Raw genomic sequence first — 14,919 nt, 5'->3', positions numbered from 1 at the left:
CCCCCCTTCTAAATAAAAAACACCAAAAAAGTACAGTGTAATGTTGTACAACTTTCTTATTTCCGTTTATGTGTCTATGCTTTTAGATCATCAATAAAACAAAATATAAGCTGTTATCGCTACTGCGCTTTGAAGGGGTAATTAGGGGAAGATTTGAGAAAGTCAATTTATGAGAAACGTAAAAAAATTGTATCTCATTAAGAGAACAGTTTTGGCTTTGACGTATTTAAAATTGAGCTCATTTTTACGTCTTTATTATCCTTTTAAGAAAGCATTTATTTCCACCGAGGAGGATTTTTAAAAGCTTTTTACTAAAATGCCCCTGCTTTGATTAAGCAGGGGCAAGGAGCATGTTTAAGAAAATCTTTTATTAGTTCAATGTCATGTTAAATCCTGCACCGACACCCCAATGTCCACCTGAACTCGTTACCGATAAATTAGAACGGATATTTCCTTTTTCAGATGTATAACCAGCACCAAAAGCGAAGGCTGATTGGCTACGCCATAAACCGCTACCAAATGCAACACTTAATTTTCCAGGTGTATCATTGTACCGTAAATTAGACACTGCCAACCCAATAGCTGCTGCTTGTTTTGCCTCTTTACGTACATTTTCAATGCTATAATTTAAAGCCTCAAACTTCATGTTGGTGTAATTGTTCGCACGTTCAACTGCATCATCAATAGCATCTATCACAATATTGTTTACCCGTTGATCTGTATAGTTCTTTGATTGATCAAGAATGATTTTCATTTGTTCTTGAGTGTAATCATGCAATTGTCCACCATTAATCGCTTCTTTCGAACCTTTCTCAATGCGACCATCAGCAACATTATCAATCGTAACAGGTTCACTTTCGTTACCACCTATCAAAGTAACTTTATTGGTTTTTTTGCCATTTTCGTCTCTGTCATAGAGAACGACACCATCCACAAGATCGTTAACCTTATCATCAATATGATCAACTTTATTGCCAATATTATTAACCGTTTCACCAATATTCGTAACTGTAGTGGAAATGTTATCAACTCTATTTTCGATATGATTCATATGTTTTTCAACACCGTCAATACGTTCATTGGTCTCCCAAAGTTGCCCACCATTGACCGCATCTTTCGAGCCTTGTGCAATTTTACCATCAGCGACATTGATAATCTTACCTGGTTTCCCATCATGGCTAGCATCATAGGCTTTTTCATCCTTATTCCAATGTATCACATCCGAAGTAACTTTGTCCTTAATCTCATCAATCCGGTTATTGATGTTGACCATACCACCATTAAGATCACCCAAAGCATCTGCAACATTATGATGTGTTTGCTCTTTAACAGTACCATCCGCATCAATTTTAGAGATCTTGAAACTTGGTTCTGTCCATTCGCCATTCTCATATTTAGCACCACCACCAAAATACGCAGCCAATTGGTTGCTCATGAGATAGAGTTGATTACCCGTAATGGCATCCGTTGAATTTGCAGCAATATCTCCATCCAAAAGGAATTTAAGCTTGCTTTTCGTCTTCTCTCCATCTTTTTCGTGAAGTGCAACAAATGCCTGTTCATCTTCACTCCAAAGTAATGCATCTTTAGAAACCTTTTCTATGCTTTTATCAAGTTGGTCTTTGTTAACAGCTTCATCACCCTTTTCTGCAGCTTGAACACCAGAAATCTTACGCCTTACACCAGCAGTACCTGCAATGTTGATTTCAGTACCAGCCGTTTTCGCACCAATGGTGATAACACCTGATATACCCTCTTGCTGTACAAGATTATTTTCTTTCATTTCAATAATCTTATTATCAAGATTCGTAATAGAAACATTCACATCAGTAAACGCATCCGTAACATTATTATGTTTATTCCCTTGAATAAGGAAGGTTGGTTCTATCCCTTCAAGTACATCAGTACTGCCACCAAAATATTTCGATGTATTTTGAGCAACCTTGAAAAGTTGGGAACCATTTATAGCATCAGTTGAATTAACATCAATCTCTCCATCCTTAAGAAAGGTGATCTTGCTGTTTGTCTTCTCTCCGTTTGCTCCATGAAGAGCAACAAATGCTTGTTCGTTATCACTCCACAATAAGGCATCTTGAGAAAGAGCATCGATTTTCTTGGTAAAATCATTAGTGACATGTGTCAAACGGCTGTTCACATTCTTTACGTTCGCATCAAGTCCCGTCAAAGCTTCACCAACATTTTCAAAAGTTTTTTGTTTTACAGTACCATCAGCAGAAACTGTAGATAAATTATATTTCGGTCCTACAAACTTACCATCTTCAAATGCCGCATCTCCACCAAAAAACTCTGCAATATCTCCGGATATCTCATTGATTTGGCTACCATTTACAGCTTCTGTTGAATCTTCGTATAATCCTCCATCTTTCACACCCGAAATTGTTCGAGCATCACCTGATTTATTTGTAATATCAATTTTAGCGCCTTCTTTTTCCTTACCAATGGTGATAAGTTTCTGCTCTTCATCCCATTTAACAAGGTTATTTTCTGCTACTTCTTGTATTTTCTTTTCTACGTCGTTCAACTGATTAAGATTAACTGCATCCGTGCCTAAAATACCTTCTGCCACGTTTCTAATCTCTTTATCGCTAGCATCAATACCGCCATATGTTATACTTGGACCACGTTTAATCTTTAAGCCATTATCAGTTATAGTAACTTCATCCCCTACTTCTATTTTTTTATTAACTTTAATAACTTCGTTTAAATCAAATTTTATCTCGTTATTATCGCCTCTTACAATGTTGATATTTTTGTGGCTATCCTTATCCACAGCAGCTACAAACTTTACTGTACTCTCTGCCCCAATATCTGTAGCCTCTTCATTTTCAACAGCAAGTTTCCAACCTGTTTTAATGTTCGTTGTAAAATCTTTTAGCTGTTTATAATTCACAGCATCGGTATCTCCCTCTCCCGCTGCAACTCCCGTAATCTTTTTATTGCCAGCTTCAATACCATCAAAAGTTATTCTTGGTCCTCCATCAATTATAAAACCATCATCGCTCAAAACGCTTCTTCCTGCTGTAACACTCGTCACTTTAAGATTATCAGCTAAATCAAATTGTACTTTATTCTGATCATCTTTTACAATTTTGATGTTTTTTGTTTTTTCACCAGAAGCATCTTCTTTCTCAACTGCTTCTAAACTGACCGTATCACCAGAATTAACATCTGTAGCATCGGCACCATCAACAGAAAGCTTCCAGCCTCCTGCTTTTGATATTAATCCTTTTACCTCATTTAACTGTTTAACATTAACTGCATCTTGTTCGAGAACGCCATCTTTCACTTCTGAAATCGTTGTATTTCCGGCAACAATCCCTCCCTTAAAGACACGCGGACCACCTTTGATCTGTAAACCAGCATGACTTAAACTTGTATTTCCTGTTTCTACACGACCAACTTTAATATATTCGCTTAAATCAAATTTTACTTCATTGTTATCGCCTTTGGTAATTTTTATATTTGTATTTTCAGTCTCATTATCATCATCGTCTTTCTGCTTAACTGCAACAAAATTTACTGTACTACCAGAATTAATATCTGTAGCTTCATCGTCATTAACAGAAAGCTTCCAACCTCCTGCTGTTGATATTAAGTCTTTTACCTTATTCAGCTGTGAAACATTCACTGCATCTTGTCCGTCAACACCATCTTCCACGTTTCGAATGGGTTTACTTCCGGCACTAATACCATTAAGATTTATGACTGGCCCTCCACCCGTAAATCCAAACTCACCATCATCAAAAAAGCTTTTTCCTGCTGTAATGCTCTTTACTTGCAGATAATCATTCAATTCAAATGTTACAGTATTACCATCTTTTTTAATCTTTATATTCTCTGTATTTGCACCAGAACTATCATTTTTCTTAGCAGGAACAAAATCTACTATACTACCAGGATTAACATCTGTAGCATCACCGGAATCAACAGCAAGCTTCCAACCTCCTGCTTGTGATATTAATCCTTTGACCTCTTTCAGTTGCTTAAAGTTAACTGCATCGTTATCTTCGTCCCCTTCTACCACTCCTGTAATCTTTTGATTACCAGCATCAATACCGTCTACAGTTATTCTTGGCCCATTCTCAATTATAAAACCATCATCACTCATAGAGCTTTGCCCTGTAGTAACACTCGTCAATTTAAGAGTATCACTTAAAGCAAATTTTATCTCGTGCTTATTATTTGCACTATCCTTTTCAATCTTTAAGTTGTCTTTTTCTTTACTGTTCACTGAAAAATCGACGATATTGCCTCCATTAACAGCTGTAGAATCTTCACCATTAACAGAAACTTTCCAACCTTCTCCTCCTCCTGCAATGACATCCCTCATAGCCTTTAGCTGTGCAACATTTACTGCATCAGTATCATCACTTCCCGCTGCAACTCCTGTAATTTGGCGTGTTAGTGTACCCTTTGTACCATTAGCTGCAACACCAACTTCTCCAACGCTGAAAGCGCCTGTGGTGCTTTTCCACGCTATACCATTATCTGTCGAGGCACCATTTGAATGAGGATCATAACCAGCAATACCCTTTTCTTTATAAGAGATAGAGCCTCCACCTATAGCGACACCATCCTTAGAAAACACCTGTGCATTTACACCAATAGCAACAGAATCTGCTGTTTTAGCATAGGCAAATGTACCTATAGCAATCGCATTTTCAGCCTCCGCTATTACTTTTCTGTTAGGATTAGCTTCTTCAGTTCTGTCAGAGCGCCTACTGCCTATTGCAATAGAACCTGAAGCTTGAGCTTCAGCCTCTGAGCCTATAGCAATCGCATAATTCTCTTCTGCCCTTACCCTTGTCCCTAAAGCAACGCTATTTTCACCTAATGCCGTTGAAAGCCCTCCAATAGCAACTGCTGATTTCCCCGACGCCTCTGAATCAACACCTGTAGCGATACTTGCTATACCACCTGCAAGTGCAGAAACGCCAAAGGCTTGTGCTCCACCAGCCTTTGCCGTTGCACCTGCACCAAATACCGTGGAATAATTCCCCGTTGCAGCAGATCCACATCCAGTAGCAAAAGAATAAACACCATAAGCCTCAGGCATAGCATTAATGACACCAAAAGTGTTTCTCCCCATATAAGTGCCATCATTTGTCAAAATTCCTTCAGACATCCACGTAACCTGTTCAGTGGTCGTACCATAAGGACTACGACCGTTAAAAACTTTCTCCCCAATAAATCTTTCATATTGTTGCTCTGCTGTTATTCGCTGAGTATCTTTTATTGTCTGCTGTTGTTTACCACCACGTCCAACAACACTATCCGCACCACAGTAATCATCATCACCAGCAAAAACAATACTGCCATGGCTACCGTGTGAGTAAGACACTCCTCCACCAGGTGTACTTAAAGAAGTTCCTCCCGTTATCGCAAGATTCGCAGCAAAAACAGGAGAAACACTGGATAACAATGCCGCTATTGCTGTTCCTAAGGAAATAGCTTTTACCAAATTTGGTGTTGAATATTTTTTCATAACAAACCCCTTAATATAGAGAACACTTTAAATGCCAAAACAAAGTTCAGCTCCGCCACAACAGGCAACAAAAAACACTTCGCAAAATCACCTTTGCGCGCTAAAAAAATAAAAAAACAAAAGATATCACCTCAACACTCAGAATAATCTCAGTGTCGTCTTAAAACCTTTGAAAAGATAGATGTTGGATGCCCCCCCTCTAAAAGGAATTCAAACCCCAAATGGCACTCTACTGGTAAACTATGGTGTAACCTCCATCAATAAATAGCATAATCCGCTTTTTATAAAAAACGGGCTCCTAATTAAAGAGCAATTTATTTTTCAGATAAAGCGCACAAACAAAATGGCAAGAGTACAATTAAATATTTTTTTATTGATTTTAAAAATGAGACTTTATAAAAATGAAACAATACATAGTATGATAGTATGGTATAAGTTCATAAAATTCATACAAAATACCTGAAATTCTATATTGTTATATCTTCTCTGCCAGATACAACCCTTAAATTTACTTTAAAAAGCTAAAATACGAAACAATTTGCTCTTTTTAAAAGTGCCCGAATAGCGTGTGGAAAAAAGTATAAATTCTCCTTATAAGGTCTATACAATTTTAGAATATGAGATGCCGGTGCTTTTTTAAATGAAATTGCTTGATACATATTCTAAAGACGAAGAGTTCTATCTTTATCAGAAGTAACAGATATTTATCTATTCTATAGACTATTATTACATATGGTATATTATACGAATGGTTTTTATTTATTGATGAAGAGCTGAATACTGAACATAGCTTGCAGGGGGGAATTTAATGATAACGCAAAAAATAATTTCAAAACATATCATTCAAACTGCAATAGAAATTATCAATCGCCCAAAACATAGTGATCTTCCTTTTTTTCTTTTTGATGCCGATAATACTTTGGTGGAAATGGAAAAAATCATATTAGCGAGCAAGAAATACTTTGCTAATGCTAGCATTGCTGTCTCTCTTCAATCCTGTTCACTTGGCATTTTTTTCCGATTGCTAGCAGAAAAAGGATTGAACGTTGAAGTTTGCTCTGCTGATGAATGGAGACTCGCCTCAGCCATAGGATTTCCTGATGATCGCATTATTTTAGATGGCTCCTTCAAAACGACTGAAGACATGTCTCTTACATTGAAAAAAAACGCACCCATTAATGTAGAGACCATAAACGCGTTTCACGAACTTATGAGTTTGGCTGCAAACAAGGGTAAACGCTATGGCGTTAGTATTAAGCTCTCTCATTCTTACCGAAAGGATAAAAGCCCCTGTTTTGGGATTACAAAAGAAGAATATATCAGAGATATTTTGCCTTTATTATCCAAATCTGAGTACATTTATCTGAAAGGCTTTCACTTTCACATTGACTCCAACGTGGAACATTCTGCAATAAGTTTGAATCCTCTGAGTGATTGGCTTTCCTTTCTTGTCGAATATATGCCATCATCAGGGTATCTCTATATCAATAACACTTTTCTTGCTGATTGTATTGCATCTTCTCCAGAACATAAAGTTTGTAATTCAGAATCCTTCTTCCATAGCATTCATGATGTTTTGAAGAGTTATGATCCAGATCTGCTTAAAAAATGGAAATTGATTTTTAAACCAAACTACTCCTTGATAGAAAAAAATAGTTATGCTGTTGGAAAAACCATTGGTTATAAGCACCATGATGGTGTTCAAATCATACAAACTAATCTCAACATCAACCAGATCCCTTCACTATACAATCTACCTCATCCTCTCACATTGTTGGATGATTTGAATAAAAATCCAAGTGATAATGAACAAATTCTGACCAGATTTATCTGTTGTAATAACTATCTGTGTTTAGAAAAAAATCATGGTTTAAAAGAAGGTCAGCATTTTTTAATAAGGGGATGTCGTTCTTATGATATGCAAACTACTAACGAATGGTTATGCAAAAGACTACCAATTTACGTCTGGTTAAAAGGAAATATCCTTACCGCGAGAATGCCTTCTCCCACCTTGTCTGCACTTTCCAAAGATTTACTACACAACGAAGAAAATCTTTATGTCGATGATAATATCCGGCTTACAACACCATCAAGAAAATTTGCTCCTGCTCTCTACGAAAGCATTCATTGCAACAGAGAATATTTCAGCAAATTTATGGCATGGCCACGTTTTGTTAACCACGAAAATGATACAGCCAATTTTCTTGACTCCTGTTTTCTGGCACATCAAAAGGACGAAGGAAAAACTTATGTTATTTTGTTTAAGGAACATCCTGTAGGTTTACTTTCTTTCAACACCATCGATCATGAAAATAAAACCGGATATATTGGATACTGGCTTGATAGAAAAGCGCAAGGTAATGGTATTATTACACGAGCGATAAGAACTCTTGTAAAACATTACTCTTCACATCATTTTCTCAAACGATTTGTCATAAAATGTGCTACCGCTAACCAAAAAAGCAATGCTGTTGCCAAGCGTTGCGGCTTTGAGTTTGAAGGCACATTTAAACAAGCCGAATATTTAAATGGTGTTTTTCACGATCAGAATATTTATAGCTGGATTTCGCCTGATAACTAACGCATACGTCGCAAATATATGAATTAATGTATTGTTGTATAAATCTGTTTTCGCGTTCAAAAACTATAAAAATATGCACAAGAGACAAAAAAAATTACGTGGATCAAAATATATCGTTTGACATTAATTTTGTACTCAATGGGACAAAGCAAAAGAGAAATATATGCGGTTGTGCAAATGAGGTTTTTACAAGAAAACATCAAACGATACTTTCATTTTAGAAAACTGCTCATCAGAACCTTATGTCGTCGCTTTTTATACTTTTTTAGCCTCAACTTGATGTTTTAAATGCAGTTTTAAAAGTGGTAAAGTTGCTTCACATTCCTCCATGTTGTTAATATTTTGAATAAGCTCCACAACTTTCTATAAAATCCTACTGTTCATTCTGCTGCATCTTCAGGAAAAAGTGTTATCCTGATATCATAATAGAACGTATAAACTAATCATCACCCCTCTAGGAAGAGCTTGTAGTTTAAAAACCACCGCTTTCGCTTTTGTCATATCTGTCAATATTCCACCATCATCTGTCATTAGCCAAGTCAGCCTTTAATTTCTGAGATGAAGCAGCTAAAAATCTTACATTAATAAGATCGTACCTCTTTCAGTGTAGGCATAAATTTCTTTATTAATATCTAAATGAATAGCTATCTAATTCCGATGAAATTGTAAGTTTTTTTGTCTCGAGTGTAACCGTTTCGCCTATTCTGTTTTTGGTTCAATTTCTTTTTTGCCAAACAATGACAATAATGCATGCAAATATTGCATTGTTATACTGCAATACTTGAACCATACCTTTACCCCCCTTAAAAGATGGTTATTATACATAAAATCCCATAACAAAGAGGTGTTTAGTATCTATTTAAGCAGAAGTAAAAGTTATGACAATCGTACCAACATGCGATTACAATAGTATTTTTTCAAACCTACTACAGGAATATAATCTTGGTATCACTCATAAAAGTTTACCAAATACCATTATCCAATGCCAAAAACATCTGAACATGAACCAATAAAAACTTAAATGCACGACTGTTGATTTATTGACCTACCCGTTAAACAGACTTTTGTGGACTACTCTCTCTAAAGTTACCTCTACATTATCAAGGTCGTAAGAAACTTCATGCGGTTTATAGTGTTCATTCTATACTGTGCAATAACACTGCTTAAACCTCAGAATATGCGTGTTAAACGTATTTGCCATAGCTTTCTCATTTGCATAATGATAGAAGTCTATCACTATCTAAAAATCAATATAAAATGAATAAAATGCATGATTTTTCTAAAAAAACGGGATTATTAATTCAGAAGTGAAATGTTTACAAGCTCTTTCAATCCACACCATTGATAATAAAAGAAAGCGGATAAAAAGGCGTAACTGCTCATTATTAACGAAGACAAAGACGCATCAATGATGCAATTCTATCACTTCATTGATATTAATAATATTGGGTTGGATTTGGTTGATAATGATAGACTTGCAAGGCATTTTTACCATCAAAATCATCTATCTTATACACAAATTAAAAGCCATGTGGCAATAATGCGTTTTAAATATCGTAGACCTTATAGTAAAAATATTGCAATACGCATAAATAATGAGGAAATTGAAAATTTTGAAACAATAAAGTTTCTTACAAATATTGGCTTAAAAGTTAGTGTTTTGTGTCAAAATTTATAAAACTGTGATATTGATATGCATAACAATTTTTGATGATGATAATAAAAGAGTACCTACCAAAGCTGTATGAAAAACCGTGATGTGGAGACATTGGTATGCCCCCTTTATGCGATAAAGAATTATCCGATACGCTTGTTGGTCTTTATGACGACTATCAACGCGGTTTTGACATTGGAGAACAACTTAAATTATGTGTAGATTTAGCGTTATCTCTTGAATTAGAATTGAGTATTCACCGTTTAAGCGAAGCAGATGCGGTTTTGAGAAAAGAAATCGTACAAACTTTACATCGTCGCAGAATGCCTCTTTCCAATGAAGAGGAGGCAAATACCGTTATGCATATGGATTTTGAAGAGAGCAAATAATAGAATATAACCTCCTTATGATAAGAGATTGTCTTATCGCTTTACGCCCTTCTTTGCTTAAATATGGAATCAAAGATTTTTAAAAAGTTTGCAAAATATCGTATATTATTAACCTCTCACAAAAGTGAGGTTAATCAAGAAGAACATCAACATTTTTGCGTGATTTATCATAAAAAAAACGAGCATTTTATAGCACATATCAGATTTATGCTTTATTCATAAAATGTTGCCTAAATATTCACGCATCCACCCTTTAAAGCAATATATTATACAATGCATCGTAAATATTTATGAAATGACAGAGATCTTACAGCATTTAAATGCAAATTATTGTTTCTCATTTTTGTAAAACAGAACAATGAACATTCCAACAACCGCAATGATACTTTGAAGAAAGTATATAAACTGAGATGAAAAACTTGCGGTATCTCTTGCCATAAATAAATAGATTCCAAGAATAAAACATCCAGAGATACCATTAAAACTTGCCTGCAATCTCCCCTGATATTCAGGATCACAGTAGAGTTGTGACAAAGAAACTGAAAGAGCCCAACTCGCAAGCCCAAATCCGATCATGAAATAAACAGGGAAAACGATAAAAGTATGCGTATTAACAGACAATATGACAAGACCGATAGCCATAACAGCTAATAACAGTGCGAGTGTTTTTCTTATCGATAAAACTTTACACAAAAGTGGAGAAAAAAACGCACCAGTAAAAACACCTAATGAATAAAGCGCTTCAAATATTGCGAAGATACTGCTATCCGCATTTAAAATTTCTTGTGTATAAGGAATCAGAATAACAGGGATGGTCATTAAAAGAGTCAAAATGATCATCTGGCTTATATATGGCATAAAAAGCACTGGATTCTGCTTAAAATAATGAAGTGATGATGTGTAATCTTTCCACCAATTTTGCTGATTTTGACTTTTAGATCTCTGGATTTTTGGGATCTTCATGGCAAAATTAAACAAACCAGCAATAATACAAAATATACCACCTGTCAGAAGAGTTCCTTTTATTCCTGCATAGGTGAGTATAAATCCACTTAGTCCCATACCCAAGATAGTGCCAAGTTCATAAACCATATCAAGTGTTGCATTTGCATTGAGCAATTGTTCTTTCGGAACAACACTTTGAATCAAAGGAATTGCTGATGGCATATAAAAAGAAATCAAAATACCTAAAAGAGCAGATAAGAATATAAACTCAATTTTTACGCCAAATTGCCAAAGCATCACCCAGCCCACGATAAGTAACCCTCTGCCCAAATTTGAAATAATAATTTGCATTTTACGATTGTATTTATCTGCCAATACACCCAAAACAGGCGAAAAAATAATGCTAGGCATCCAGAGAAAAAACATCATCAACGCTACACCACGGATTGAACTTGTCTGATTATAGGCAAGCCACGACAATGCTATGTAATTTAATCCACTTCCAAATGTAGCAAATAAACCACTCAACGTAAAATAGAGAAAAGTTCTATTTTCAAATAAAGCAACACGTTCTTTTAAATTGGAAACTAACATCAATGATTCCCTCGTAGCTCCATCAGAATCTACCCCATAGTTCTATGTTTTAATGCATTAAAATGTAAGAACACAAAATTTCTCTCTTTGGAGGCTTTTGAATTTTTTATTTTATCATAAACACGACGTAACCAATGTAGATATTAAAGTTTTGCAAATGAACGCACTTTCTAGCTGGACAGTAGATAAAATAGCATCGCTCTACACTAAAACTACCGATAAAAAACGACTAGCGATAGAAATAATAAGAAAGGTTTGAGATAAATAAAAAGTGAAGCGATTGAATCAAAAGACGCAGAATTCCTTAACTTCCCTATAATCTATTGATTCGATTCAAATGGCGGAGAGAGAGGGTGCGCCATATATTAATAAAATCAAGGTGTTATAGAGAAATTAGGGAATTTTGAATCCTTTGATTCTTTTAACTTATTTTCCTATCTATCCCGAACCTTTTTGAAGCTTTTTGATGGCTTCTATTGCTAGTCGTTTTCTATCCGCCGTTTTCGTATAGAGTGATGCCATTTTATCTTCTGTCCAGCCAAAAAGCGCTTTCATTTGTGAAACTGTAGCACCAGCATTAGCAGCGCGTGTTGCTGCTAACTTTCTTAAGCCATGGGCTGATTTTTTAATTCCTGCAGCGTTACATGCCTCACGAAACAGGTTACCAAAACTTTCTTTGACAAGCTTATTTCCGCTTTTTCCGCAAATAAACGTTTCATTTCCAATAGGACCAATTTTAAGAGTTTCTGCTAATTCAGGCAAAATGGGTAGAAAAACATCTGTTTTAAATTGGCTCTTTTCTGTTTTTAAGTGAATGATATTCTCTTTAACATCTTTCCAACCAATGCGAACAGCATCACCACGACGCAAGCCGGTGTACAGAAGAACGTCAATCCAAACACGTTCATGCGTTCCTAATTTCCAGCGATGATAGTATTTCTCAATATCTTCTTCTAACCATGGCGCTAATCCCTCTGTATTAAAAGCTTTTGGTGCTTTAACACTCAAGGCAGGATTTATATTTAAAAGAGCATTATCAACCGCCCAATTAAAAAGACCATTTAGAGCCGTTAAAAAATGCTTAGCCGCGGCTGGGGTCTCTCGTCTTCTGTCTACGGCATCAAGGATATGTTGTTTTGCTATACTTTTATAAGAACGGTCGCCAATATATTTAGAAACATTTTTCAGAATTCTATACTTAACTTTTTTGGTTGATTCTGATTGATTATGCCATTGCATGCTTTGTAAATATTGATGCAACAACCAATCAAAAGAGCCTTCTGTGAGTCTAGTGCGCTTCATAGTTTTTGACGAGCCGCTTTGTGCTTGTTTAATAGCAACTGTATAATTGTCAACAAACTCTTGCGTTCCGTAGGTTCCTTCAATGCGAAACCGTGGTCCATGACCAATCCGAACATACCATATGATTTTACCATGGCGCGTTCGTTCACGAACAAGATGTGGTGGACGACGTTTTGGCATGGCTAAAACTTTATATCGTCGACAGGGCGACAAATTTTCTTAGTACTAGCTTCTTCATTTTCAAGCGGAGGAAAATCATCAATGCTATAAGCATTATCCATGTTTGTTGGAGGTGTGATTTTATTGATATGAATAAGCACTTCACCGGTAGGTTTTATTTCTACGATCTCTGCTCCTTGTTTTTTTGCTTCTCTTAAAGCACGCGCAATAGCAGGTTGTGTTATAGTAGGTGGACGGTGTCCCATGTTTATTCCCCTTAATTTAGGTACAATTTGCCTGTGGCGTGAAGCACGCATTTCTTGAAAGTTGTTGTGAGAGGGCGGGGGTGCTGGGAGGAGAGAGCACCCCCATAGGGTTATGCAGCTTTTGTCAAGATCTGCTCCATGTCTTGCTCTATTTCTGCTAAAAAGACCTCGACTGCTTTAGTAAGCTGTTCAATTTGTTCATCATCACGGTGGATGCGTTTGACTTTCATCCTCAAACCAGTAGATCTGCCTACAAATTGTGGATTATAGCTAATGAAATGACACCATTTGCGCCCTGTACAAGCCATTTGGAATTGCATCTGCGCTATATATTCAGGTTTAATCTCGTCATACATAAAAAAACGAAGATGCGTCGTTGACTGTGGACATTTGACTTCAACTAAACCGTCTTCACCAATCAAGCCATCAGGACTAGCCCCCGCCATTTCTATGGTAGGATGTGGTATAAAACCGCATTTTATGACATCGGCATCATAAATGAATTCATATTCTTTCAGGGCGTCCTCTTCATGTTCAATCCCCCATTGCATAGATGGGGTTATATAAGATTGGCTTATTTCCCCTGTTAAGCGTTCTGTCATGAGTTTGATTTTGTAGTCTTCATATTTGCTTGTCGGCAATCCTTTAGCTGTTTTACTGAGGATGTTGTAAACATTAGAAGCGGTGACTTTTCCTAATCTTGCTTGAAACCATTCTGCTGTTCTTTGTTCCATATCACACCGCCGTTTGTTGTTGTGTTGATGCCATTTGCTTATTTTGTTTATCTTTTAAAAGGTGCAAAATGGTTTGCGCGCTCTGATCAGAGATATCGTCAAGCTTTTCGACATTTGCATAAGAAAGTATCTTTTTTTCTTCTGCCTTTGTTTGTATCATCAGTCTTCTGATTTCATTGATCTGCTCCGGAAAAGCCGGTTTTTCAGGCATATTCCCATCTTTATCGTCTTCTTTGCTTGCGACATTAAGAAGCATGCCTAACAGATATCTGCGTGCATAGGTAATCGTAGAACCAAGAGATTGAATATTATTTTTGCTTCCTTGTCCATCAATTGGAAATGTTCCTTCTGTTGAGATTTGATTTCCTGAAGGATGAGACAGAGTTATTTCTATGGTAATGTTTTTTTCTGTTTGATTTTTAATATGAGAAAACAAAGCGAAGCGGTGTTTTGCAAGAGTGTCCTTTACAGCGTCAATATACTGATCAAGGGTTGCATATGCACTCTTAGTATGGTTGTTTTTAGCATTTTTGGTGATTGTTTGATATTCGATTTGCATAGCCGAAAGATCATGAATAAAGCTCTGATGGTTCTGTCTTTTTATTTCTTTTTCTCTTAAATCAAGAAGACGTTCTAAGCGGTCCATGTCGACGTCACTTTCTAATGCTTTATTTAAAATGCGTTCCATAGCAGTTTGTTCGACGTCTAAATGTTGCGTTTTTTCAACTTCTGTTAAGCTCGTATTTTGTTCATTCATCTTGTTTTCCTCCATTAGCGTGCAACTCACCC

General features: G+C 36.2%; 8 protein-coding genes. 2 read left to right on the top strand and 6 right to left on the bottom strand.

What is annotated here, in order from left to right; genetic code table 11:
• Nucleotides 1-370 precede the first annotated feature (370 nt).
• Entirely contained in the window at nt 371-5,506 is a 5,136-nt protein-coding gene (locus LNM86_RS00940; protein ID WP_241438055.1) for a Vomp family autotransporter, read from the bottom strand.
• A gap of 808 nt (nt 5,507-6,314) precedes the next feature.
• On the opposite strand from LNM86_RS00940, the gene rimL reads away from it, so the two are divergent.
• The gene (rimL, locus tag LNM86_RS00935) at nt 6,315-8,087 is read left to right on the top strand and encodes a 50S ribosomal protein L7/L12-serine acetyltransferase (protein ID WP_241438054.1); all 1,773 of its coding nucleotides are present in this window, start codon (nt 6,315-6,317) and stop codon (nt 8,085-8,087) included.
• A gap of 1,773 nt (nt 8,088-9,860) precedes the next feature.
• Nucleotides 9,861-10,130 carry a hypothetical protein gene (locus LNM86_RS00930; RefSeq protein WP_241438053.1) on the top strand — a complete coding sequence of 90 codons (270 nt, stop codon included), beginning with the start codon at nt 9,861-9,863 and terminating at the stop codon, nt 10,128-10,130.
• 327 nt (nt 10,131-10,457) lie between these two features.
• On the opposite strand, the gene LNM86_RS00925 is transcribed toward LNM86_RS00930, so the two are convergent.
• From LNM86_RS00925 to LNM86_RS00900, 5 genes are all read right to left on the bottom strand, one after another.
• The gene (locus tag LNM86_RS00925) at nt 10,458-11,669 is read right to left on the bottom strand and encodes an MFS transporter (RefSeq protein ID WP_241438052.1); all 1,212 of its coding nucleotides are present in this window, start codon (nt 11,667-11,669) and stop codon (nt 10,458-10,460) included.
• 438 nt (nt 11,670-12,107) lie between these two features.
• Nucleotides 12,108-13,151 (bottom strand): tyrosine-type recombinase/integrase, encoded by a 1,044-nt coding sequence (locus tag LNM86_RS00915; RefSeq protein ID WP_241438050.1) that lies wholly within the window; start codon nt 13,149-13,151, stop codon nt 12,108-12,110.
• A 2-nt stretch (nt 13,152-13,153) separates the two neighbouring features.
• A complete protein-coding gene (locus LNM86_RS00910; RefSeq protein ID WP_241438049.1) occupies nt 13,154-13,396 on the bottom strand; it encodes a hypothetical protein in 243 nt (80 codons plus the stop codon).
• 110 nt (nt 13,397-13,506) lie between these two features.
• Nucleotides 13,507-14,130 (bottom strand): lambda exonuclease family protein, encoded by a 624-nt coding sequence (locus LNM86_RS00905; RefSeq protein WP_241438048.1) that lies wholly within the window; start codon nt 14,128-14,130, stop codon nt 13,507-13,509.
• Between the two features lies 1 nt (nt 14,131).
• A complete protein-coding gene (locus LNM86_RS00900; RefSeq protein ID WP_241438047.1) occupies nt 14,132-14,887 on the bottom strand; it encodes an ERF family protein in 756 nt (251 codons plus the stop codon).
• Nucleotides 14,888-14,919: the final 32 nt, after the last annotated feature.

Source organism: Bartonella machadoae (assembly GCF_022559585.1).
Lineage (GTDB): Bacteria > Pseudomonadota > Alphaproteobacteria > Rhizobiales > Rhizobiaceae > Bartonella > Bartonella machadoae.
The sequence above is the reverse complement of the archived record's forward strand: the minus strand, read 5'-3'. Positions and strand labels throughout refer to the sequence as shown.

What these genes read in the sequence shown, in the direction of transcription:
- LNM86_RS00930 (WP_241438053.1), top strand. Translation starts at nt 9,861, where the DNA reads ATGCCCCCTTTATGCGATAAAGAATTATCCGATACGCTTGTTGGTCTT.
- LNM86_RS00915 (WP_241438050.1), bottom strand. Translation starts at nt 13,151, where the DNA reads ATGCCAAAACGTCGTCCACCACATCTTGTTCGTGAACGAACGCGCCAT.
- LNM86_RS00910 (WP_241438049.1), bottom strand. Translation starts at nt 13,396, where the DNA reads ATGGGACACCGTCCACCTACTATAACACAACCTGCTATTGCGCGTGCT.
- LNM86_RS00900 (WP_241438047.1), bottom strand. Translation starts at nt 14,887, where the DNA reads ATGAATGAACAAAATACGAGCTTAACAGAAGTTGAAAAAACGCAACAT.
- LNM86_RS00905 (WP_241438048.1), bottom strand. Translation starts at nt 14,130, where the DNA reads ATGGAACAAAGAACAGCAGAATGGTTTCAAGCAAGATTAGGAAAAGTC.
- LNM86_RS00925 (WP_241438052.1), bottom strand. Translation starts at nt 11,669, where the DNA reads ATGTTAGTTTCCAATTTAAAAGAACGTGTTGCTTTATTTGAAAATAGA.
- rimL (WP_241438054.1), top strand. Translation starts at nt 6,315, where the DNA reads ATGATAACGCAAAAAATAATTTCAAAACATATCATTCAAACTGCAATA.
- LNM86_RS00940 (WP_241438055.1), bottom strand. Translation starts at nt 5,506, where the DNA reads ATGAAAAAATATTCAACACCAAATTTGGTAAAAGCTATTTCCTTAGGA.